This is a genomic window from Maribacter orientalis, from assembly GCF_900109345.1.
GTDB classification, from domain to species: Bacteria; Bacteroidota; Bacteroidia; order Flavobacteriales; family Flavobacteriaceae; genus Maribacter; species Maribacter orientalis.
Genome location: NZ_FNZN01000001.1, coordinates 420,467 through 444,791, shown reverse-complemented (window position 1 = coordinate 444,791; position 24,325 = coordinate 420,467). Strand labels below are relative to the sequence as shown.

At 35.1% G+C, this 24,325-nt stretch carries 21 protein-coding genes; 8 read left to right on the top strand and 13 right to left on the bottom strand.

Annotation, left to right across the window (positions count from 1 at the left end; genetic code table 11):
• Nucleotides 1-153: 153 nt before the first annotated feature.
• Both BMY56_RS01895 and BMY56_RS01890 read left to right on the top strand, forming a co-directional pair.
• Nucleotides 154-942, top strand: a complete 789-nt coding sequence (locus tag BMY56_RS01895; protein WP_091619177.1) for a DUF547 domain-containing protein — start codon at nucleotides 154-156, stop codon at nucleotides 940-942.
• 235 nt (nucleotides 943-1,177) lie between these two features.
• Nucleotides 1,178-3,334 (top strand): efflux RND transporter permease subunit, encoded by a 2,157-nt coding sequence (locus BMY56_RS01890; protein WP_177170904.1) that lies wholly within the window; start codon nucleotides 1,178-1,180, stop codon nucleotides 3,332-3,334.
• A 341-nt stretch (nucleotides 3,335-3,675) separates the two neighbouring features.
• Here BMY56_RS01890 and BMY56_RS01885 read toward each other — a convergent pair whose 3' ends face one another.
• The 3 genes from BMY56_RS01885 to BMY56_RS01875 form a co-directional block, all read right to left on the bottom strand.
• Complete coding sequence (locus BMY56_RS01885) at nucleotides 3,676-4,953, bottom strand: tetratricopeptide repeat protein (protein WP_091619173.1); 1,278 nt, start codon at nucleotides 4,951-4,953, stop codon at nucleotides 3,676-3,678.
• Between the two features lie 130 nt (nucleotides 4,954-5,083).
• A complete protein-coding gene (locus BMY56_RS01880) occupies nucleotides 5,084-5,878 on the bottom strand; it encodes a DUF4331 family protein (RefSeq protein WP_091620045.1) in 795 nt (264 codons plus the stop codon).
• A gap of 22 nt (nucleotides 5,879-5,900) precedes the next feature.
• Nucleotides 5,901-6,611, bottom strand: coding sequence for a DUF4331 family protein (locus BMY56_RS01875; protein WP_091619171.1), 711 nt, complete (start codon nucleotides 6,609-6,611; stop codon nucleotides 5,901-5,903).
• A gap of 216 nt (nucleotides 6,612-6,827) precedes the next feature.
• Between BMY56_RS01875 and BMY56_RS01870 the strand changes: the two genes are divergently transcribed.
• On the top strand, nucleotides 6,828-8,033 hold the full coding sequence (locus BMY56_RS01870; protein WP_091619169.1) for an LETM1-related biofilm-associated protein: 1,206 nt from the start codon (nucleotides 6,828-6,830) through the stop codon (nucleotides 8,031-8,033).
• Between the two features lie 28 nt (nucleotides 8,034-8,061).
• Here the strand turns inward: BMY56_RS01870 and BMY56_RS01865 are convergent, their stop codons facing one another.
• From BMY56_RS01865 to BMY56_RS01820, 10 genes are all read right to left on the bottom strand, one after another.
• Nucleotides 8,062-8,826: a LytR/AlgR family response regulator transcription factor gene (locus BMY56_RS01865; RefSeq protein ID WP_091619167.1), complete on the bottom strand. Its 765-nt coding sequence runs from the start codon at nucleotides 8,824-8,826 to the stop codon at nucleotides 8,062-8,064.
• 27 nt (nucleotides 8,827-8,853) lie between these two features.
• Nucleotides 8,854-9,219, bottom strand: a complete 366-nt coding sequence (locus BMY56_RS01860) for a 2TM domain-containing protein (RefSeq protein WP_091619164.1) — start codon at nucleotides 9,217-9,219, stop codon at nucleotides 8,854-8,856.
• A 1-nt stretch (nucleotide 9,220) separates the two neighbouring features.
• On the bottom strand, nucleotides 9,221-9,559 hold the full coding sequence (locus tag BMY56_RS01855) for a 2TM domain-containing protein (RefSeq protein WP_079513674.1): 339 nt from the start codon (nucleotides 9,557-9,559) through the stop codon (nucleotides 9,221-9,223).
• Complete coding sequence (locus BMY56_RS01850) at nucleotides 9,550-9,840, bottom strand: 2TM domain-containing protein (protein WP_091619162.1); 291 nt, start codon at nucleotides 9,838-9,840, stop codon at nucleotides 9,550-9,552. Before BMY56_RS01850 ends, BMY56_RS01855 begins: the two co-directional genes overlap by 10 nt.
• Before the next feature lie 18 nt (nucleotides 9,841-9,858).
• A complete protein-coding gene (locus tag BMY56_RS01845) occupies nucleotides 9,859-10,143 on the bottom strand; it encodes a 2TM domain-containing protein (RefSeq protein WP_091619160.1) in 285 nt (94 codons plus the stop codon).
• A 267-nt stretch (nucleotides 10,144-10,410) separates the two neighbouring features.
• Nucleotides 10,411-10,863 (bottom strand): pyridoxamine 5'-phosphate oxidase family protein, encoded by a 453-nt coding sequence (locus BMY56_RS01840; RefSeq protein ID WP_091619158.1) that lies wholly within the window; start codon nucleotides 10,861-10,863, stop codon nucleotides 10,411-10,413.
• 20 nt (nucleotides 10,864-10,883) lie between these two features.
• Nucleotides 10,884-12,206, bottom strand: coding sequence for a 2TM domain-containing protein (locus BMY56_RS01835; protein WP_091619156.1), 1,323 nt, complete (start codon nucleotides 12,204-12,206; stop codon nucleotides 10,884-10,886).
• Between the two features lie 206 nt (nucleotides 12,207-12,412).
• Entirely contained in the window at nucleotides 12,413-13,543 is a 1,131-nt protein-coding gene (locus tag BMY56_RS01830; RefSeq protein WP_091619154.1) for a Gfo/Idh/MocA family oxidoreductase, read from the bottom strand.
• Between the two features lie 9 nt (nucleotides 13,544-13,552).
• On the bottom strand, nucleotides 13,553-14,413 hold the full coding sequence (locus BMY56_RS01825; protein WP_091619152.1) for a sugar phosphate isomerase/epimerase family protein: 861 nt from the start codon (nucleotides 14,411-14,413) through the stop codon (nucleotides 13,553-13,555).
• Between the two features lie 26 nt (nucleotides 14,414-14,439).
• A complete protein-coding gene (locus BMY56_RS01820) occupies nucleotides 14,440-17,934 on the bottom strand; it encodes a PVC-type heme-binding CxxCH protein (protein WP_091619150.1) in 3,495 nt (1,164 codons plus the stop codon).
• A gap of 170 nt (nucleotides 17,935-18,104) precedes the next feature.
• Here BMY56_RS01820 and BMY56_RS01815 point away from each other — a divergent pair, with 170 nt between their 5' ends.
• The 5 genes from BMY56_RS01815 (at nucleotide 18,105) to BMY56_RS01790 (ending at nucleotide 23,925) form a co-directional block, all read left to right on the top strand.
• On the top strand, nucleotides 18,105-18,974 hold the full coding sequence (locus tag BMY56_RS01815; RefSeq protein ID WP_091619148.1) for an AraC family transcriptional regulator: 870 nt from the start codon (nucleotides 18,105-18,107) through the stop codon (nucleotides 18,972-18,974).
• A gap of 161 nt (nucleotides 18,975-19,135) precedes the next feature.
• The gene (locus tag BMY56_RS01810) at nucleotides 19,136-19,456 is read left to right on the top strand and encodes a hypothetical protein (protein WP_091619146.1); all 321 of its coding nucleotides are present in this window, start codon (nucleotides 19,136-19,138) and stop codon (nucleotides 19,454-19,456) included.
• Between the two features lie 318 nt (nucleotides 19,457-19,774).
• A complete protein-coding gene (locus BMY56_RS01805) occupies nucleotides 19,775-20,530 on the top strand; it encodes a YoaK family protein (RefSeq protein ID WP_091619145.1) in 756 nt (251 codons plus the stop codon).
• A gap of 158 nt (nucleotides 20,531-20,688) precedes the next feature.
• Nucleotides 20,689-21,648 (top strand): leucine-rich repeat domain-containing protein, encoded by a 960-nt coding sequence (locus BMY56_RS01800; RefSeq protein ID WP_091619143.1) that lies wholly within the window; start codon nucleotides 20,689-20,691, stop codon nucleotides 21,646-21,648.
• 1,125 nt (nucleotides 21,649-22,773) lie between these two features.
• The gene (locus BMY56_RS01790; RefSeq protein ID WP_091619139.1) at nucleotides 22,774-23,925 is read left to right on the top strand and encodes a hypothetical protein; all 1,152 of its coding nucleotides are present in this window, start codon (nucleotides 22,774-22,776) and stop codon (nucleotides 23,923-23,925) included.
• The last annotated feature ends 400 nt before the right edge of the window (nucleotides 23,926-24,325 follow it).

The following is a 24,325-nucleotide window of genomic DNA, read 5'->3' as shown; positions in this document are numbered from 1 at the left end:
TTACGTTTTACCTACGCAAATTCATGAAAATAGTTTTAAAACCATAGTAAATTTAAAAAAAAGGTTAGCGTAATCAATTAAAGATAATTTCGACAAAGCATTTATGAACCTTATGGATACATTTACGTAGATAAGGTAACCTTAAACATACCTATGAAACTAAAATTATATTTTATCGCTACGCTTTTTGCTTTATCCTGCTCTGCAAAAACTAACCTACAGGCTAAAGTAGATATAAAAACCAAAACTGATTTCAACGAGTTGTCAGAATCGTTTTTAAAGCAAATTATGGACAAAAAAGATACTCAAGAAATTCAAGATATATTGGCGAACACCTCTATTGAAGAATTAGATAATGCACTTGACACCAATGATAAGCGATTGGCATTTTGGTTGAATATCTACAATGCCTACATACAGGTTATTTTGCAAAAGAACCCAGAGTTATATGATGATCGCGGCACTTTTTTCAAATTAGAACAAATAAAAATAGCCGGCGAAATGGTATCGTTTGCCAAAATTGAACACGGACTTATTAGAAAATCTCAATGGGAATATGGTCTTGGCTATATTAGAAAATGGTTTCCGAATAAATTTGAACGGAAGTTGCGGGTAAACAAACCTGTTTTTAATGTGCATTTTGCCTTGAACTGCGGAGCTAAAGATTGCCCACCAGTAGCCATATATGAATGGAAACGATTACCAGAGCAATTAAAGATTGGTACAAAGAGACATCTTGATAAAACCAGTGAATACAATAGTGAAACCAATATAGTTAAAGTTACATCTCTATTCAGTTGGTTTAGGGGCGACTTTAGTGGCAAAGGTGGCATAAAGAAAATTTTGAAAGCCAACGAAATTATTCCTTCTACAAAAGGTGTTGATATTGAATATTCGAATTATGACTGGACATTATATCTTGATAATTTCATTGATTTATAAAATAGGTTATCAAATTAATTTAAAATAAACCTATTGGGATTTATAGCTAATAATGACGAACATTTTCTATTTATATTCTTTTACTATAAATACTCACGAGAGTAGTAAATTTGCATTTGAAATAAATAAATAGATTTCGCCCCGTTAAATGAAGGCCAATTTAGGTTCCCTAAAAAAAATATGCATAGTTGTTTTCGTTCTTTTTGGCGTACTTTCTGCTACAAAATTGGATGAATTGAAATTTTCATTTGATTTCAGTCAATTTTTTCCAGAGGAAGACCCTGACTTAGCATTTTATGATTCGTATGTTGAAGAATTTGGAACCGATGATAATTTTTTGCTCATTGCAGTAGAGAATAAACCGAATGTTTTTCAGAAAGACTTTCTTAATAAATTTCAGGCATTTTCTCAAGAAAGCAAGGATTTTGAGCATGTGTTAGAAAGTAATTCTTTGACGACACTCTCCTACCCTTTAAAAACTTCTTTTGGATACACTACATTACCAATAGTTCATATAAAGGACTCTCTTCAATACCAGGAAGATTGGCATAAAATTCAAGAAGATTCCCTTTTCATTAATGTCCTAATAGATGAAAAAGGAGAATCTTTGGTACTGGCTTTACGGACCGAAGATAACTTAGATTATAAGCAGTCTGAAGTTTTACTACATACGATACGAACTTCATTAAAAAGTCACGACTTAACTAATTATCATATATTAGGTAGGGCGTTTTTTTATGAAGCCATAGTAGAAATGCAAAGAAGTGAAGTACTCACCACTACTATTGTTGCTTCAATATTAGTTTTCATTATTCTTCTATTAGTTTATAGGAGTATGCCCGTAGTTTTGATTTCAGTTTTTTCGATAGCTATGTCATTATTACTTTTTATGGGATTATTAGCTGCCTTAGGAAAAGAACTGAATGCCATGGCCGCATTTTACCCAGTTTTAATGCTCATAGTAGGTACTTCAGATGTTATTCATCTCACCGATAGTTATATTCGAAAATTACAAAGTGGTATTTCTAGATATGCCGCAATTATTTCGTCACTAAAAGAGGTTGGTATGACTACCCTACTTACCTCTATTACCACTGCCGTTGGTTTTGTTACTCTTCTTTCTTCTAGACTAGTAAGTATTCAGGAATTCGGAATTAATGCGGCAATTGGGGTTCTAGTGGCCTACACCACTGTAATTTTATTGACTGGTTCTCTCTTAATAAGTCTACCGGAGAAAAAATTGATCGGACGTAAAAGTATTTCTGAAAATTGGGTCAACTACCTTTTAAAGGTAAATACGTTTACTAAAAATTATCCTAATCAGATTATATGGGGTACCGTGATTTTTACGTTATTCTGTTTTCTTGGAATTTATCTTATAAAAACCAACCACGAGTTTAAACAGACCCTACCAGCAAAAAGTGAAATTGCTATAGATTTCGAATATTTTCAAAATAACTACGCTGGCTTTAGGCCTTTAGAGATTGCGGTAATGAGCACTGATGGCCATAAGGTTACTGATTTCGAGATTGCTCAGGAAATTGAAAAACTCCTTACCTATTTAAAAACTATTAAAATTATCGGGAATATACAGTCAGCCAATTTGCCGTATAAAATTATAAATAAAGCTAATAATTTAAATAATGCTGCATTTTTCACTTTACCAAACGACAAAGTAACATTTATAAAATATCAAAAAGATACACGTAAACTAGCTCGAAAACAATTGGCTCGGTTTATCAATGGTGACGAAACCGTTGCGCGTATTAATGGAAAATTACAAGATGTAGGCACTGATAGCTTAAAAATTGTTTATAACAGTATTGACAGATTTGCAAAAACTAATCTAGATACTACTCTTGTTACGGTTAAAGTGACCGGTAAAAGTATATTACTAGACAAAAACTCAGAATATATTAGGAGTAGTTTGTTAGAAGGTCTGTTGTATGGTCTATTATTGATTGGAGTAATTATGGCATTTGTTTTTCGTGATATTAAAATCTTTTTAATTTCTCTTGTACCGAATGTTCTACCTATTCTATTTGCAGGAGGAATTTTAGGATTTTTGGGAATACCTTTAGAAGCTTCATTATCTGTAGTGTTCGCAATCGTATTTGGAATCGCTGTTGACGATACTATACATTTTTTAGGAAAGTATAAATTAGGTATTACTCAAGGCTTGGATAAAGAGGCTGCCCTTGAAAAAACTTTTGCTCAAACCGGTAGAGCTTTGGTGATAACTACTATTATCCTATTTTTTGGATTCATGGTTATGCTATTTTCTATTCACCAACCTAGCATTACAATAGGGTTGATAATAAGCGTAACTTTGGTAACAGCATTAATACTTGATTTACTCTTACTACCTGTACTGCTAAGAAAATTGATTTAAATAGAACTATTTGTTCTGTGGAGTGTTCTTTGTAGTGATCTATAGGCAAAAACTGCTTTGCCAACTAATACAATCATTAAGCTAATCCATAATGTAAAGAGTAGGTATTCCATAACACTAATTAGTTTACTTGGTTACTTTTGGTTCAATAATTTAAGATGCTGGGGCATTTTAAATGTATTTGGTCGATAAATATATGTATTTCATCTAAACAAATCATAAAAAACGTTAAATTTTCGATGAAATACCTAAAAATAACAACGCCACGATAAAAACCGTGGCGCTGAAAAAAAACAATCCAACCTAAAACAAACCAGAAATGAAAATAATTGGGCAATCAATTACAGATCATGGACTTGCTTTTCCATATTGGGCCCTAATTCATAAAGGGCACCTATTAATTCTCCTTTTAGCGCTGCAACTTTTTCCTCTTCACCATTGGCCTTATACACTTCAGCAGCTTGGAATAATAATGCAGGTTCGAATGTTTTGCCATAAACATGGTCATCCATCACTTCAACCGCTTTATTAAGTTCTCCATTCTTCAGATAACTATATCCTAACCAGCTATATGATTCTGGTGTAGGTCTATTATTAACCTCTGTTTGAGCCAATAATATAGCCTTATCGAACTGCTTAGTTTCATCTATATATAATCCCAAATTGTACGCATTATACATATCACCGTACATTTCGTTATTTACCCTCGCAAAATATTGGTCTAAATTTTTTGTGCGAAGTAAATCATCACCCATATAATCTGCTATTTCAGCTTTGAGTAAAAAGTAGTCTGGCGCGTTATATGTTTTGGTTACTGAATCAAGTATTCGAATAGCTTCAACCGCATTCTTATCATTTGAAAATACGATCCAAGCAATACCTTTTTTAGCATAGGCATTATCCGCATCAATTTCTAAAGCTTTTAAATATTGATTGTATGAATCTTGTATTCTACCTGCATGGCCATAATAATCGCCTAAATTGGTATAACTCCATAACATCAACTCCCTATTTTTTGCTGATTCAGCCTTCGCCCTAGCCCTTTCCATAAAATTTATGGTGGTGTCTAAATCACCTTTATAATCATTCCATTTCGCTAAACGTATCATATAACCGAAATCGGACATATTTTTTAAACTATCCAGATATTTTTCTGCCAGTTGATAGTTACCCAGCTCCATATGAACATCAAAATACAAGCTTTGTGTTTCACTCTTATCTCCTCCTATGGTAGCGGCAGAATCCGCTAACTTCAACGCTTCTCTAAAGCGGTGCTGTGAAATATAATTTCTTGCCAATGCCCTATAATAACCAGGCTTACCGATATTGGCTATATCGACGGCTTTTTTAAGACTCTTTTCAGCTTTTTTTAAAAACCCAATATTCCCGGTTTGTTGGAAATATCGATTGTATTCACCGCCCACGATACCAAAACTGGTAAGCTGCATGCTATCGGGTCTAATTTTAGAATTCCAAAGTTCAAAATACTTCGATGATGTTTCTACTTCTTTAGAAACCAAATACTTGTCATAATCATTTTTTTGAGCAACTGTGTCCTGATTCTTTGTACCACAAGAGGATACAAGTATCAATACTATGAATAGCTTTATTAATTTCATTAGGTTTTGTTTTAATCGGATTGTTAAAAAAAGGGGAGCTTTTCAACTCCCCTAGCCCTTCTCTTTCATAAGCAATTAGGGTGTGCCAGTCTTACCAATTAATTAAAATCTGTAAGGTGAAGGCAACTTCTTATTCTGGTGAACCCAAGTATGGAAACGTAGTGCCTACAGTAGCGGTTAGCCCAACGCCATCTGAGGTTAATCTTGGTAAATCTGCCATACCATCATTATCGGTATCTTGACCGCTAAATCTAGCACCATCGCCACCACCGAATAACAATATCAATGAAACATCAATAACATCATCTTGGGGAGTTCTTCCTGTTAAACCAACTGCACCATCGTAATTTGGAGCACCACTACCGCCATTGAAATAAGTAGTAGGTAAGTTTGGAGCAACTTCTAGAACGTCATTAGATAAAACTGTAGTTAAAACAGTTGCTGTTACAGGGTTATTCGTATAACCGTCATCAGTAGGACCATTTAATATATCTCCCAAAATATTTGGCTCAAAGTTTACTGCAGCAGGATCGGCTCCTAAAATAGTTGCGTAAACATCATGATATGCTTCTAATCTAGCTTCAAAAGCAGCTTGAAAAGTTGCCTGCATTTCAGAAGGAATTGACATGTTGTGAGAATTTTTGATATCTCCGTCTGCACTCAATACTGTATTGATACCTGGTCTGCCCATAAAATCAACTTGTGCATATGTTCCCGTAAAATCAGGCATTGTAGGTTGCATAGCATCTTCACATGGCGTACAAGTACCTCCACAATCAATACCAGTTTCATCACCGTTCATTATTCCGTCATTACAAGTAGGTGTCATTACTATTGGCATATTATCATCGTCGTTGTCACAAGAAGCTAAAGCGGCTATTGCACAAAGTGATAAAAATGTATATTTTATATTTTTAAATTTCATCTTAGTTATTTTTATAAGGTTATTATTGTTTAACATTTGTAGTTACCCAAGTTTTGTACACCGGTAATTGCAAAACGTTTACTGCAGTTGTTTCTCCTAATAGACTGTTTGGAATTTCAATAACAATAGACATGGTGTTAGCACCATCGAAAGTATCTACAGCAGTCGTATCATCATCGTCAGTAGTAGAAGGATCACCCGCTGGTTTAAAACCCAATGGAGCTTCACCACCAATTACAGCGTTAAATTGAAAGAAGTCGAAGTAAAAAGCATCTTGTCGTGGACCTGCAAAAATAGACACTCCGTTTGTTGTTGTTTCAACAATCGCTGTTTCAGCAGATATATCTACCGAACCTAATGGTGAATCAACCATTACGGTTCCGTTCAAACCTGTTTCGTTTGGTGCAACCGGACCAAAGAAATACATTTTACCATCTCTAGGTATCGCTTGTATTACCAAATCTTCTACCAAATCGCCATCTTTATCGATATTGATTTCTAACAATACATTCTCATCGAATGTACCATAGGCCAAATCTGGCAATACATTAGATTGAAGGTCTACCGCAAAAACGGTGTTATCTGAACCAAGTGACGGTTCAAATGCATAAAAATCGGCAATATCTGCCGATGTTCCCATAGAGCCTGGCGCATCAATATGATCTGCCGCAACTAAAAGAACTCCTACTAGAGCTAATGCCCCTAGTCCCATAAATAATTTTGATTTTTTCATTATCCTTTTTTTTTAGATTAGAATCACCCTTACTTACGCAGTAAAAAACGAAAGGTTCATTTTTGTCCAAAAAAAATTAAAACAACTATTTTACCTTTTTCATAAAAAGATTCTTGTTAAACTATTCTTTAGCGTAGAAGTAACCTTTTATACATATCATTTCGTTTAGCATAAAACAATAATTAGCTAACTTTGCAGACATAAACTTATTTAGATATGAACCCGTCTGCCTCTGGTTGGATAGAAAAGTATGGCTCGGTCGTTCAAAAACACCAAAATGCTTTCCCCGATTTTGACGCCTTGTATAATACACTGAAAAAGAGTGGGTTCGTGTACGGATTAAATTCTGGAATTCCAGACTTTATACATCCTGAACATATTTTGTCTGAAGATGAAAAGGCAAAAATCAATTTGCTTAATGCTCTTTATTTTACATATCTGCTAAAAGATGGAGGTGATTTTAATGACTTTATAGAGCAGGTTTATAAGTTCTATGAAGTTTTAAAAATTGATACTTCTGGATTTTTCGGTAAACTTTTTACTGGTAAAAAAACTTCAGCCAAGCTAGAAAAGTTAATGGCCTCTCGAATTTATATTGAAGATAATATTTTCAGCAAAACTTTTAATAGCCTTATAACCAACTCCTTATTATTTGTAGATGTATTACTTTTTAAACGGTACCTAAATAATATTGAGGACCTAAAAACTAAGGCTGAGGAAATTGAATATTTAGCTATAAATATAACATATCACGCACTTAGTTCGAAAGAACAAAATAGAAAAGACAATAAGCTTTCTCAATTATTGGCTTCATCATTGACTTATATAAATTGTGCAGATAACACCTTTGATGGTTCTTATCGAGATAGGTTACTAGCAAATAAAGAAACCTGGGAGAATAGATATCTATTAGATATGGCCTGTTTGACCGTTTGGGAAGATCACTCGTTAGATTATACGGAGTCTGAATTTATATTTGGGATTGGTAAGGATTTAGGAATTGAAAATCACCTTATTTCTGAATCTATAATGCATGTTACAGAATTCTTTAGGCAAAACCTTGATACCATACCCTACTTAAAGGAAAAGAACCTTGCCCATCAATTTTACGATAGCATGGGAAAAATTGTAAAAAAATTAATTTTAAGAAACAGCAAGCGTTTACATAAAGAGCTTTCCCAAAGTGCAGAATTGGTCGCTTTATTATCAAAATCTACCGTAAGAGACCTTAGCCGAGATGAAAAGAAAAAAGTACAAAATCAACTAATAGATATTTTTAAAAGTATACCCTCTTTGGCTATTTTTATATTACCTGGTGGCGCAATTTTGCTTCCGATTTTCATTAAACTTATTCCTAAGTTACTGCCTTCTGCTTTTGATGAAAACAGAATTGATGTAGAAGAAAAGTCAATAGATGATTAACTTATGGATTTACAAAAATTTAAGTAAACTACTCTAACCAAAGCTTAAAGTCTTTCACCTTTTCCCTACTTACGATTATCTCAAGCTGTGGGTTATTATTTAGTTTAATTTGAAGTCTTGAATTTGTATAAGAAATAATGTCTTTTATATAATCGATATTGACAAAAAACTTTCTACTTACCCTAAAAAACACCTGTGGTTTTAACTCACCTTCAAGTTGCTCTAAGGTAGTATCCAACAAATAATCTCGTCCGTCTTTTGTAGCGGCATAGGTCCCTTTATTTTCACTGTAGAAACATTCCACATCCTCAGAGTTAATAATTTTTATATGTTGCCCCACTTTAGCTGTAAAACGTTTTTTGTATTCACGCTCTAAGGGATTTACCAATAATTTTTTAATGTCCTCAAAATCTAGAGCTATCTTATTGGGTTCTGTCTTCGATTTAAATCGTGTTTGATATTTATGTACCGCTTGCTCTAAATCTTCATCATCTATCGGTTTTAATAGATAATCAATACTATTTAATTTAAAGGCCTGTAAGGCATATTCATCAAAAGCAGTGGTAAATATAATGGCACTATGCACTTCGATAACATCAAATATCTCGAAAGAGAGTCCGTCAGATAATTGAATATCTAAAAAGATAAGGTCAGGATGCTCATTATTCTGAAACCAGTTTATTGCCTCTTCGACCGAGTGTAGCATGGTAGATACGTTCAAATCTAAACTCTCTAACATTCTGCTCAATCTACGAGCGGCAGGCTTTTCATCTTCAATTATTATGGTCTTCATGGTTTGGTCTTTACTTTCAGTACGTTATTAATTGCTATTCGAATTCATATACTTTTGAATTTGGCGTTCTTCCCATATCCTTACACGTAACGAAAATTCGCCAAGTACTCTTATACCATGTATAGCAAGAATAATTCCCCAAACTATGGTGGTACCAAATACATTCCAGTCTATCCATTCTAAAAATTCAGGATTACCGAGCGCACTTTTATTAATCAGAATAAAAGTGAATTTATGTCTTAATATGAATAGCATGAGGTTTATAAAAATAAAAACTATGGAGTGATAGTAAAAACCCCTTATGGAGGCCACCTTTATTTTTGCTCTTTCATATTTAGATAATACACTATTTTTCATCGCTTTACGGTCATCAAAGCCTTGATTCTGTTCCATATTATCTATACTTATCAGCTTCTTCCTTTTCCTTCTCTACGTATTTCTTTATTTGTCGCTCTTCCCAATCTTTTGAAAAGAACGGACTATAATTAAACACTTTTGCCGCGTGGAACGCCAAACCTATTCCCCAGAAAAAAGGAGTTGACAGCGTTCCTAAGTTAAAAAATGCCTCGCTGAAAGATTCACCGCTACTCATTCTTGCCATAGTGGTAACCGTGCATATGAAAGCGTTCACCAATATATAGACTAAAAGGTGAATATAGAATCCCTTTAGTTCTTTTACTTGCTTTTGTGCTCTAGCTAATTTATCTGATTGTTCAAATTCGTTTAACTCCATCGTTTTGTATTTTCTTCTTGTTTCATAAATTCTTGAATCTTTCGCTCTTCCCAATCCCGGTTCATAAACGGATTCAAGTTAAAGATTTTATTTGCTTTTATAAATAAACTGATTCCTAATCCGAATACTACCCACAGAAACCAAGGAGACTGCCATTCATTTAGATAATAGTTTATAGAGGCAACAATAGCAATGGTAAATAGTGCCGATGATACCTTTCCGTAAAAAATCTTAATTTCGTTTACTCGCTCTCGTGCTTTTAAATATTTCGTGTTATCCATGATCTTCAGTTTAATAGGTTATGATTCTTGCATGAATTCTTTAATCTTTCTTTCTTCCCAATTCTTTCCGAACAATGGGCTGTATCCGTAGGCACAAAAACCGTTTATCAATAGGCCGAACCCCCAACCTAATGCAGGAAATATTGCCCAAGGAAAATCTGTAGTTCTATAATTAATATACGCTAGAACTGGTATTACTATACAGTATGCCATTGCATTTCCGTAGAAGCCCTTTATTGCATTTACCTTTTTTTTTGCTTCTTGATATTTATAATTCTGGTCGTTTGTGAAATTTGATTCCATCTTTAACTAAATTTAGGTTACTACTATTTGATTTCTATACTTCAAATTTCGGTAGATACTCTTGGTTTTAAAAAATTGAACTACCCAGTTGTAACTTTTTGTGACTGAATTGTAGGTTTATATATCTCTGGGATTATTTCAGTGATTTCCCATCGAATTTATGTGTCACGAATTGTTGTCGACACCCTACTTTCGTAAAGAAGGCTATTTTAATTTATCGTTTCACTTTACCTTAAAATCACTCGAAGGGACAAGCTTATATAGGTATTAAATACCATACATTTTCTTGGCACTTTCAATTTGTTCCGCTTCGGTTGTTTCAGGGTAAAACAGATATTTAGGCGCAATAATGGATTTAGTAGCGCTAACCTTAATTTTTGTGATGGTTGCAAACGGAAATTTACCCTTGGTCATCGTTTTTAAAATATTTTCCATTCTAGAGAATTCTGAAGAAGATTTCTCAATGATTTCAGCCGTTCCTTTCAATTGAAAGCCTTTCTGTTTTAATATGTCAATAAAGCTAATACAGACGTTCTTGTTCTGTTTTATGTTACGAAGGGTTTGTGGGGATGCAATATTTGCAACTATAATACTATCGTTTTCAAAATAGCTAAAAATTTCTTTAGGAGAAACATTAGGTATGTTCTCAGCAGATGATGTCGCTAACCAGCACAATACGCTTGTATTTAATGAATCTTTAATCTCTGCAGTTAGCTTCATTTCATTTCAGCTTTAAATAATTAGAAGTTATCTTTTTCCATGAACTCCCTAATTTTCTTTTCTTCCCAATTCTTACCGAAAAGAGGGTTGTATCCATATGCTTTTAAACCATGCCCCAACAAACCAAACCCCCAACCTAGTGCCGGAAAAATAACCCACGTAAAACTTGTTGTTCTGTAATTTATATAGGCTAACACAGGAATTACAATGCAATACGCCATAAGATTACCATAGAAACCTTTAATAGCCTCTACCCTCTCCTTTGCCTTCTCATACCGTTTAGAACTTATAAATGTTTCTTGAGTTTCCCTAAACGAAACTGCACTGGTCAACATCGGTAAACGTACCTTAAATTCTTTTGCCGTTTTAAAGATTTGCATTTCTTTCTTAGTTAAAATTGCATAGCGCTGGCGTATATTTTGTAAGCCTACACCGCTGCTCTTTTTCACAACTTGCTTCTCTTGTAAATTATTGGTTACGTATAAATAATTATCTTCCTCATAAATCTTTATATGTAATGGTTTAGAGGATGTTACCACGTTGTGCTTAACAGCATTTTCTAATAATAACTGAAGTGATAAGGGTACTATTTTGGCCTCAGGATTTAATGCCTTATCAGGAATTTCAAATATAATACTGTCCTCAAAACGCATTTTCAATAAGCGTACATAGGTCTTCGCAAACTGAAGTTCTTCATCTACAGAAATTAGATTTTTACTTTTCTGTTCCAACACATACCGATATACTTTAGATAATGACGTGGTAAACTTTTGTGCTTGTATTGGGTCTTCTTCAATTAAACTGGTCAATACATTTAAGCTATTAAATAAAAAATGAGGATCTAGCTGATTCTTTAAAGCATCGAATTTAGCTGAAGCTGAACCAGCTATTATTTTTTGCTCTTTAACCTTGGTGTCTTGTAATGCTTTGTAGAAATAGAATGCGTGTAGAAATAGCGAGACTATTAAAGTGATTACCAATGCAATTACGTAATACTCCGCTTTTTCTGTGGCGATAAATTTATTAAAATCCATTCCAAAAAGTACCACTTCTGTAAACCACCGTACCACAGCAAATGCGAATATGGTTAAGACGATAGATCCCAAAGCACCATACCATAATCGCTTTTGAGTCTGCTTGTCCCAACTATAAATCTTTGATATATATTGGTTGTAATAGGCATTTACACAAGTAAGTACAAAGGCATAAATAAAGCTAACACCTGTAAATTGAAGTTCTCTATAAAGGGTTATGGTATTCCAATCTGCAAATAACAATCGAAATATCACCATAATTAAAGTGATGACGATACTCGCTCTTAAAACCTTTAAAAAACTACCCATGTATTATACTATTTTATTCAAATTGCTAAATGCTGCCTTCTGATGCTTAAAATTAGGGATTTCCATTAACAACTGTAAAATCAATATTCAAAGGCTAACGTATCAGTGAATTTGTAGTATTCACTACGGAATAAAAAAAATACAGTCCGAAATGTCAATTAAGACATCCGAACTGTATTTCACAATATATAAAGGTTGGTTGTTTTCTATTTTGAAAAAGTAAACTCAGGTAATTTTATAATTTCACCTCCTTTTTCTGCAGATTCATGCGACAATATACCTACACAGGTGATATTGGCAGATTGTTTTGCATTCGGGTAGGGTGATGTGCCCTTTACCAAGCCATCAACGAAGGCATGCACCAAATGTGGATGCGAACCGCCATGACCGGCACCTTGGGTAAATGACAAATGCTGATTGTCGCCTTCATCATAAACACCATGGGTTGTAAAGGATTGAATTTCTTTTGGTAATAACTTTGCGAAATCTGGGCTCTCAACTTCCTCCGGAATTTCTGGTTCAGGTTTTTTAGCCGTATGTACTACTAAGGGCTTTCCTTCTATTAAAGGCCATTCTACCGACTTCTTAGAACCATAGACTTCAAAGCTTTCTCGATATTGTCGGGCTACATCGAACAAAGAGCGATATACTTGGGCACTCAAATCTGAATTCCTGAATTTAATATGCGTAGTTTCTACTGCATATGGTGAATTGTATTCTTTAATCAATTCTTCTCGAATTGTTCCTGAACCAAAACACGAAACATATTCTGCTTCGTCTCTAGTTAAACCAAGTACAGGCCCAACGCAATGGGTCGCATAATGCATTGGTGGTAGCCCAGGCCAGTAATTAGGCCATCCGTCCATATCTTGTTGATGACTTGCTTTTAAAAACTGAACCTTACCCAATTCGCCATTGTCATATAACTCTTTCATATATAGAAACTCCCGTGCATATACTACAGTTTCCATCATCATGTACGTAAGTCCGGTTTTCTCGGTAAGTTCTACAATCTGCCTACATTCATCAACCGTTGTCGCCATAGGTACGGTACATGCAACGTGCTTCCCGGCTTTAAGTGCTTGAATAGATTGTTGGCCATGATTGGGTATCGGTGTATTTATATGTACCGCATCTATCTCATCATCTTGCAAAAGCTCCTCATACGAAGTATATCTTTTTGCGATGTCAAAAGCATCTGCAATCTCATTTAATTTTTCTTCGTTTCGTTGACAAACCGCAACCAATTCTGCATTCGGATGTTTTTTATAAATGGGTATAAACTCCGCTCCAAAACCAAGCCCTACGATAGCTACTCTTATATTCTTCTCGCTCATTATATACTCTTAATCGTTAAACGTTTGTTTTAAAAATTCTAATCCTTGTTGGGCAAATTCATCTTGACTTTTGGCCATGGTATTCCAAATACATACCGCAGCGGCCAATTCTTTTATTTCCGGAGTAAAGCTTTCTATGACCAAACCTCCGGTATAGTTTATATCGTCAAGTCCCAACTTAAAATCATTCCACGGCGTAAGGCCTGTACCTGGCACACCTCTGTGGTTTTCAGAAACCTGTACATGTATTAGTTTATCACCAACGGTGTTAATTGCCTGTCTTATATTCTTTTCTTCAATGGTCATATGAAAACCGTCTAATAAAACTCGTGCAGAAGGGTGATTGATATCGTTTACCAATCGCATTACATCTTCTGCCGAATTGACCATATCAGATTCAAACCTATTTAAAGGTTCCAAGGCAATTGAAAGTTCGTGGCCCTCGGCCATGGCACATACTTTTTGCAAATTGCTTACGGCTAAATCCCATTCTTTTTTACGTTGCTCCGAGGAAACAAAACGAGCTTTACCAACAGCAGAATACATTGGTCCGGCTAAAAAATCAACTTCCAAAACAGTACACAGCTTAAAACATTCTTCCAAATAATCAAAACACTGTCTATGCACTTTAGGGTCATCATGCGTTAGGTCTTTTGTGGGGCCAAAAGCACCACAGACAGAAACACGTAATCCATTATCCTCAAGTGCATTTTTCACCACTTTTGCATCGATCAATTGTGGGTCTTCTACAGGTATTTCAACCAAATCATACCCTAACTTTTTTATTTTTGGAAATAAGTCTATACTATCTGTTGAAAATGGAGATTGCCATAACCATGTACTTACCCCGAAATCTATTTTATTGCTCATTTACTCACGTGCTAACTCGTTTGAATTTATTTGACAATCATCACCCCTTGCATAATACGCCAGTGCCCTGGGAACGTACAGATAAACGGATACTCACCAGGAGTTGTCGGTGCCTTGAATTTCAAAGAATAGGTATCATCTGGATTCAGTAATGCCGTTGCGAATAGTACATCGCTAGTTTGCGGCACATAACTAAGGTCTGCCGCATTTGGATCCGCTGCCATTTTATCGGCTGCTGTACCTACTGCTTCTTTCTTACCTGGTTTGGTAATGACCAAATTATGCTGCATAAAATCAGGATTCTCTAAAACCAATTCTACTTGCTCACCAGCTTTAACTTCAAACTTGGTAACATCGAATTTCATTTCATTGGTGATTGTTTTAATCGTAATCACTTTTGCATTAGAAACTTCTTCAGTTTTTAGTTCTGAGGATTTATCAACGTCTGCACCATAATATTTCATTAAAAGTCCCGCAATATCAGCATTAGAGTAGGTTTTCGTTACTTGATTCGTATAGTTTTTCTCTACTTTATATTTCCAAATGCCATGTATCCTGATCATTTCTTCTCCTGACTGCAAATACAACTGCCAAAAATTCCCATAAATTCCGCCTTCACCACCAGTATCTTCTACCCTAACCGCTATGGTATTTTTACCTGCCTTTAATACCCCTACTGGAATATCATACTTTCTGTTTGAACTAAAACTTGAAGTCATACTACCTACTTCTACTCCGTTAACATAGGTTATATCAGAATCGTCAATTGGGCCTAACGCTAATACATTGGCTTTATTTGCCATACTTGCTGGCACTGTCACTTCTTTTCTAAACCAAACTACCCCATCAATCTCTAAACCGGCATCTTCCATATGTTGAGGAATTTCCATAGTTTCCCAATTTGTGTCATCATACGTATTAGAACTCATATCGCTAACCTCGTCAGATGGTTTTTTGTAATCAGGATTCGCTACCATAAACGCATTTAAGAATCCGTCTACATGCTTCGCCGATGCCGCATATAAAGCTTTAAACAACCACAGATCACTTAAAACTGCATCGTTCTTACCAAGGTCATGCAATAACGAACCTACTTTTTGAGAAGATGGTCGTTCTGAAAAATATATGAGGGCAGACAATTGCACATTTGGGTCACGATCATTTAAAGTGTTCGCTTTAAACAAGGCATCATCGGTGTCGTCATTTCTCGGCAATATTTGTATTGCCGCTTTACGTACTGCCGATGCCTTATGAAATAATGCTCCTTTTACCACCCCTAATGCATTACTGTCTGTTTTTAAAGCATCTAGGCCTTCAATAGTCCAAAGGGCATGCATTGCCGCATTGTTCAAGCCATTACTATCGACGTCTTTTTTATTCACTAATTTGTACAAATCGTTCAGCACATCGGTATCGCCTCTTTCGACCAATAATCTTTGGGCCGTAAGTCTCCAAAACTGATTATCGCTGCTTAAGGCTTCAACCAATGCTTCTGGGTCTTCTTTTGTTAATTGTTGTGCTTCATAGGTATAATCATATTTCGGCACTACACGCCATATTCTACCATGACCTTTATCACGCAACGGATTCACATAGGCATTACCTTCACCATTTTCAGCATCGTAGCCACCTCGCCCTGCATTAGGGGTCGGATTATGCTGTACTATGAAATTGTACCAATCGGCAACCCAAACCACACCATCAGGGCCTGTTTTAGCTTCTACCGGCGAAACCCATTCATCAGAAGAGGCAAAAAGATTACCTGCATCTTCTTCTACATAACCGGCTCCGTCTTTTACAATTCGCGCTTGGTGTACCAAACCACCTGTTGGCTCACACACAAAGGCAATGGTGTTCCAGTACGAACTTGGGTATGCTCTTGCAGTGTAAAAATGGTGACCCGCTGCAGCTGTAAAGCCTCCAAAGACATCTACCTGTCTAACATTCGGAGTAATTGGTTGCATAAAATAATGACCATCGATTTTGGCACTTCCATCAGTACCAATTCCCTTTACATCTTCAAAATTAGCGTTGGGTATACCTACAAATACGCTATGGGTATTATTAGCGGTTGATGCAAAAATGGAATTATCCTCTGTTAACCCTAACCCCCATGTATTGTTACTGGTATTCGTCAACACTTCAAATGTTTTACGCTTCGGATTGAATCGATATACATTTTGATTGAATTTAAATCCTTGTCCAAATATGTTTCCTTCAAAGCCTGAGTATCCTACAACGCCGTACAAATTATTATCGATACCATATTGAAGGTTAGATGGCCCTGCATGGGTATCGAACGTGCCCCAGCCATCGATAAGAATCTCTTTTACATCTGCCTTGTCATCACCATTGGTATCCTTTAGAAAAATAAAATGTGGCGCTTGAGAAACCACGATACCACCGTTATAGAAGACAAAACTTGTAGGTATGTTCAATTTATCCGCGAAGACGGTAACCTTATCAGCCTTACCATCACCATCGGTATCTTCTAAAATCTTTACTTTATCATCACCTATACTATTATCATTACGCACCGTATTAGGGTAATCGACAGTTTCAATAACCCAAAGCCTACCTTTTTCATCCCAATTCATGGCAATCGGGTTTATAATATCGGGTTCAGAAGCAAACAGTTCAACATCAAAACCTGCGGGTACCTGAATTAATTTTTTAGACTCCTCAGGTGATAATGGCAATTGATATTTTGGTGCCGGATCTCGCCTTTCATAGTTAGGTATATTTGCGCGCTCTTCATATTTTAAGGTTGGCATATCTACCATAAACGCTTCCCAGTTCTTTTTCACCTGGTCGTCTACGGCCCAAAGAATTCCTGATTTCACCAACTCTTGAAAGCCTTTGTTCTCCCATGTACGTTCGTCATGCCCATAAGCGGTATAAAAAACTTTTCCTTCACCAACTTCCTTTACCCATGTCCAAGGTTCTCTATGATCACCCTCTACACGTTCCATTAAAACGGTAATGTCATCAGCTATCTTATCATGTACATAAGTTTCGTCCCATGTTTCAAAAGATTCTAAATTTTTGGTGATGGGATGTTCCATGTTGGTAATTTCTGCTGTGAACGTACCCGTTTCGTGACTCATAAATTGAGCTCCGACCAAATTTATATACTCGGGCGAATTCTTAAAACAGAAACTTGCGGAGTGTATGGGAATAAATGCCTTTCCCCCCTTTACAAAGTTCAGTAATGCCTTTTCTTCATTCTTATTTATTTCTTCATGATTGGCATAAACGATAAGTCCATCATACAACTCTAGATTATCTGAATTCAAATCAGATGGCTTTTCAGTGTATGTTATATTAATGCCGTCTTTAGTTAAGGCCGATGCTAAAATGGGAAAATATGCCCTTGAATTATGGTGTTCAATTTCATGCCCTAAAAACAATAATTCTATTCTACGAGGTGCATCGTCTAAACGTTCCTTTTTAGCTGGTGAACATGCTGCAAAAAGAAGAACAATAAGGGTGATTTTGATAAATGATTGACTAAGTTTCATAAAGAGCGTTGTTTTCTACTCTCAATATTACTAAAAATAGTCCCTTAAAATTTACTCTCACTTATCACATACTGACTGTATTTTATCATTTGATTACAAATTATTGCCAATATTTGATAAATTAGTATGCAATTGGTCTTTAAAACTAGAATAAAACTTGTTTACCCATCATGAAATCTGCGCTTCAAAAATCACCTATACCCGAAAATAGAGCCTATTTGGCCCGGTCTTTAAACGAACCTGTTTTTGACCCTCATTGGCATTTTCACTCAGAGCATCAACTATTTCTAGTACAAAAAGGCAGTGGTACCCGTTTTATAGGTGATAGCGTAAAGCCTTTTAAAGCGGGAGACATCACCTTTACCGGTCCAAATCTTCCTCATATGTGGCGTAGTGAGAATGAGCAAGAACAGGAAAAAAATATTGCATGGTCTGAAGGGGTCGTTATTTATTTTCACGAAGATTTTCTAGGAGAAAACCTTTTGCATAAAGATGAAGCCATACGCTTGCGACAGGTGTTTCACAAGAGCCTTAGAGGAATGGAATTCACTGAACAAACAGCGCTAACACTAAAAGAACTAATGCTAGACCTTGTTCATATGGATGGTTTTGAAGGTATTCTTCAATTACTAAAAATATTAGATTTCATAAGCAGGACGAAAGAATATACGTTGCTGGCCAGCCCTGGTTATACAAATACGTTACGGGTAGCAGATACCGAACGTATGTTTCAAGTGTATGCTTACGTTATGAAGAATTTTAAAAGAAAAATGGCCCTGTCAGATTTGGCTGAATTGACCAATATGACCCCGACCTCTTTTAGTAGGTATTTTAAATTGCATGCCAACAAATCGTTTTCTGAGTTTGTAAGTGAAATACGAATTGGTCATGCCTGTAAATTGCTCATAGAGCAAAAGATGAATGTTTCACAAGCCTGCTATGAAAGCGGATTTCAAACCCTGTCTAACTTTAACAAACAATTTAAGACCCTAACCGAGCGTACTCCCCTAGCCTATAAAAAAGAATACGAGGTATATTAACTGATATAAAACGTTTGTAAACACCTATTATACCGTTATTTCCCTCTAATTATTACTGCTCCTTAAGATTTGATTAAATTACGGGTAAAATAGGGATATAGTAACTTGTTACTATATACAATTGTTGTAAAACATTTTGAACAAAAATAAGATTTATCCAAATGATGAATTTGAAGTTATATGTTAAGAAAAATTGGTCTTCCTTGATTGCCAATGGGTTAATGTTTTGGATTCTTATAATGATTTTTGCTCTATTTGCCTTGCTCCAAAAAGACGGACACATAATGAAATTCTCCGAAAATCAAAACCAAATTTATTCTACACTATGGCAACCAATTTATGAAGCAGGAATGATTTTAGTTACGGGATTATTTATAATGCGCATCGTTAAGTATTTCAAAAAAGACATAGTTGTGATAATAATAGGCGTATTAACTATTCTAATCTATTATTGGAAAATGAAAATAGGAGGAATTAGTTAAATCATTAGTATATGGACTAATTACTCAAACGCAACTGTCCGTAGATGGACTTCCCATTATATTGTAAAAACAACTCTGACGGAAAAAACGTTTTACAACAAAGCCTAAACGTAATGCGGACTTAAGGGCAAAACCGAATGCTCTGTGTATATTTATGAAGTCGCTAAATCTTATGGATTTAGCTTTGGACAAGAAAAGAAAAAGCAAAACAATAAGCTTTAGCTTCGTGCGCAGACGGAAACGAAAAGTTTCCTTGCCTCCGCACTACGCTTAGCTAAACCGTGTGCAATTAGAAAAATAGAACTAAATAGAAATTGAGTGTTTAGACATCAAGGAAAAAGCAGGACGTTAAAACATAATCTACGAATTGCAACTATTCTGTCTTTTGTTGCAGGCATTGTTAACGTTACAGGATTCTTATCTTTTAAACAATTAACTACAAATGTTACTGGTCATTTTGCTCTATTTATTAATGATGTAGCTGATTTTAAATTTTGGAAAGGCACAATATATTTTCTTTATATTTTTTCGTTCCTTTTAGGTTCATTTTTATCCAGTTTTCTAATTGAACAATTCAGAGAAAATAAAAAACTAAATGTTTTCTTTCTGCCAACATTAATTGAATCTCTGATTTTAATATCAATTGGACTCTTAAGTAATTTTATCGAAATGAAATATTCCGATTTAATAGTATGCTCGCTGCTTTTTTCAATGGGACTTCAAAATTCTTTTGTTACCAAAATTTCAAATGCTGTAGTAAGGACAACACATCTAACCGGACTTTTCACAGATTTAGGAATAGATATTTCGCAAATGTTCTTTCCAAAGTTACATCCACATAGAGAAAAATTGAAAGCCAATATTAAACTACGCATTTATATTATCTTATTCTTTTTTGCAGGTGGATTAATCGGTGGATTTTTTTATTCCAAACTAGATTTGAAATTAAACACTTTAATTTTTGGTGCTTTAATTTTACTCATAAGTTTATTTTATGATGATTTGAGATATAGAATAATAAAAACTAAAAGAAAATATAATCAAAGGAAAAAACTGAACGCAACAAAGAACTAAGATAAAAGACCAATGATTCCATTTAGAATTTGATTGAGGTCGTATTTGAAAATGATGCAGGTCATATTATAAACGAATTACTATAGCTTTCTTTATTTACTCTATAGACACTTTTCTATAAGATTTAAAAAAGGTGTATTAATTTAAAATTGGTAATTATGGAAAATACTGTAAAAATTCGAAATTTAAAATTCTATCTATTACTACTAATTAGTGGTTTTATTTTCTCTTTATTTAGTTGTGAGAAGGATGAAATGACCATGTCTAGAGAAGGGCTTTTAAATGATTCTTCAGAAGCCAATTTAAAAAAAATTGATCTCAGTTCGAAAAGTGATAAAATGTATCCAATTTTTGATTCAAATTTTGAGTTAGCATTAATAGAAAAAGGTTTGGATGATCATCTAGATGGTCAGGTTTTAAAAGAAACTGTTTTAAGTATCACTGAATTAGATATTAGTGCATCAGGTATTTCAAGCTTAAATGGAATAGAATATTTTGTGAATTTAATTAAATTGAATTGTAATAATAACAACTTAACAACGCTGGATTTGGGTAAAAATAAGGCATTGGAAGAATTAACCTGCAATACCAATCAACTTGAATTCTTAGATGTTAGAAAAAATAAAGATTTGAAAGTATTGCATTGCAATACCAATCAGTTACAAAGTTTAGATTTAAGAAAAAACACTTTATTGGAGCGCTTGTTTTGTAATCATAACCTATTGGAAAGTATTGATTTAAGTGAAAATAAAAGCCTAATTGAGTTATATCTCAATAATAATAAACTTACAAGTTTAGATTTAAGTGAAAATTCTGTTTTGGAACGTTTATTATGTAATAAAAACAACTTAGAAAGTTTGGATGTAAGCAATAACAATTCTTTACTATTTTTTAGATGTAACAATAACAATATTAGCTGTATTCAGGTCAATCAAGAACAGTTAGATAATATTCCAAGTGGTTGGCCTGGAGGTCATGGCGAAGGAGAAGCACCTGATGACGGAGGTGAACACGATGATGGAGGAGAACATGGAAATGATGGCGAAAATGGAGGACATGATGACGGAGGAGATGAAGGAAACACTCAATTCATCTATTCATTAAATTGCAACGAGTAATTTACATTTGTGTACATAATTACATATAGTAGTAAGTTCTAGGTAATTTAAAAAAATATCCAGTGTAAACTGTAAGCACATACGATTTTAAGTTCTTGGAGTCTTCATAATAACCTTTGGACTATTGATTTGGTTTTTAACACCAAGTGTTATCTCAAAAAAGATTACTTGGACTTTAAAAAAACTTGAATTTAAAGTAACTATATCTGAAAATATTGAGGAATATTCAATTCATGGGAACAAAATATACTTAAAAAATGCACCTGAATTAATCGTGGATAGCGTATTATTAAGAGCTGACTATTGATTTAAATTTTGGTGCACTAAAACTTGAAGGGCCTTACTTTGAACTATGTAAACTGCCTCTGGTAACCAAAGGCCCATAGGTTGTTTATCGCCATAGCAACATATCATTTTTGCATCACTTCTTTTTGCTTCCCGCTGTGACTGAAAGCTCTTTTTTACTAATGGTAACGTTACGTTACCCTTTATTTAATCTCGGGTTCCTGGTTTTACGGTAAGGCTCTTCTTTATTCATGGCTCTGATTACCCATATCCTCATTAAATGTTCCTTCAGATTTTCCTCAGATACTTTTAGATTCAAGCTCTCCATATTTATCGCTGCTTTTATTGGGTCCGAATCAATGCCTGTATATGTCAACTTGCCATTCCCTTCTCTATGAACATTGGTAAAGCCTTAGTGAACACCTGTTCAAAAAAAGATTCCAGAAAAAGCTGGCGTTTCCTACGTATCGAACTAAACTATGGCAGTTCTTCATCGTTATCGCAGCCAATGAAATAAAGGATATCCAAAATCAGTACGGGTGACCTAAGTCATTCCACAATGGTATACAATCCATTAATTTTCAATTATTCAACAAACAAAATTCAATTAGTAATGTTAATCATAAGTCTATTTTTATTGGAATTGGAATTTTTAAATAGGTTGATCAAAAACCTTGACCTTCTCCTTTTCCAAAAGGAACTAATGATCTATTTCAAAGGGCAAAGTCCATAGTATTCTTGACCCCAATAAATTGAACGAAAATACTCCAACCTAACATGCAATCACATTTTAAGTTGAATGCTTTGGACAAAATCTATAACCTTTAAAATTTTTGTAAGATGAACAAATATAATTTACCCTTAAAAATGGGCCATTTGGCTTTACTTTTAATCTTTTTCACAGGGTGTGAAAAGAACGAGATCGAGCTCAAAAACATGGAGGCCAATGCTTTGGTCAGCACTACGGCCAAAGCCAAACCGCCCGCTGCGGAAAAAGTAGGCAACAACTTATCTTTTCCCGTTATTTGGTCTGATGGCATATCCAAAACACTACCGGGTACTTTCGGAGAAGAATCCTTTGGTGGAATTTATTTTACAGCCACAGATTTGGAAGGAGGTACTTTTGACTATTACATACAGGGCGATCCAGCCAATATTTGGCAAGCAGAATCATTTGATCCCACCCAAGCTGCTCCCGGTGACCCTACGAATCCAATCGATGCTCTTGAAGTCAACATAAACAGTATAGACTGGGGAGATAACCTTGAAGCCAGGGCTTGGCCATTTGGTGCCCAGATTAGGGTGGAAGTTGTTTTATTCAAGGAGTTGACGAACGCTATGTTGGGTTATGATATGAAAATTGAGGATGAATCACAATCTGGATTAAGTGAAGTCTGGGGGGCCAAAACCGTAAATGGTTCTGAAGGACCGGTAGGCGCCACCATTGAATCCGAGTTGGCAACCGTATATTCCGGTATGGCCAAAATGGTTATCCAGAAGCTTGACGAAGTTCCCGAAAACGAAACTCCGAATCTAACATGGGACTCCAATCTTTCCAAATGGGAAGGAGACGTTAGTTTACCCTTGTTTGAAGGCGGCGTATGGGAGAATGTAGATGGCCCATCGGGATATAGTGCAGAAACCAATGTACAGGGAAAAGTAATTTATGGCTACAACTGGGTGACCAGAAAAATTGGGGACGGGCCTGGCACCTATAGGCTTACTTTTGTTCTGGACAATAATTTCACTGGAACAAAGAATACTTCTTTTGATAGTAATACCGTTATTCTTCTCAATGAAGAGGAGGAAATTATAGTGGCAGAAGAACCTGAATTGGGTGGCGGCACCGCTGTAATTCTTCATGAATACAACCTTACCTACATAGATGTTCAACTAGTGCCTAAAAATGGCCAAGGAGGTGGAAACAGTGGCGGCGGAGGCGGAAACGGTGGTATTGGTGGTGGAAATAATGGCAATGGACCAAAGGGATAAATTACCCTATTAAAAACACCTAATGAACAAAAATCCGGTTCACTTATTTAAGAACCGGATTTTTTATATCTATTGGTGTCCAATCATTTATCAAAAATTTTATCTATATCCCATTGAACTATGAAGCACAAAATAACAGTTACCTTAGTACAAGCCTTTAATTTCAAAAATATAGATTGAATATAAGCTCCACATTATAGGGTATTTTTCTTTTCGCATCAATATTGGAAGGCTGACTTTTGACATCTTATGTATAAAAAAATGGATTTTAAGCCATGCTATTTAGAAGGACCTTAAAAGCAAGCTGCACTACCCCACTTTTGGTATATTTTAAGATAAAATTCAGGTACTTTTTGACATTGTAAGCGATTTCGAAAAGGTTCATTCTATTACATTATTT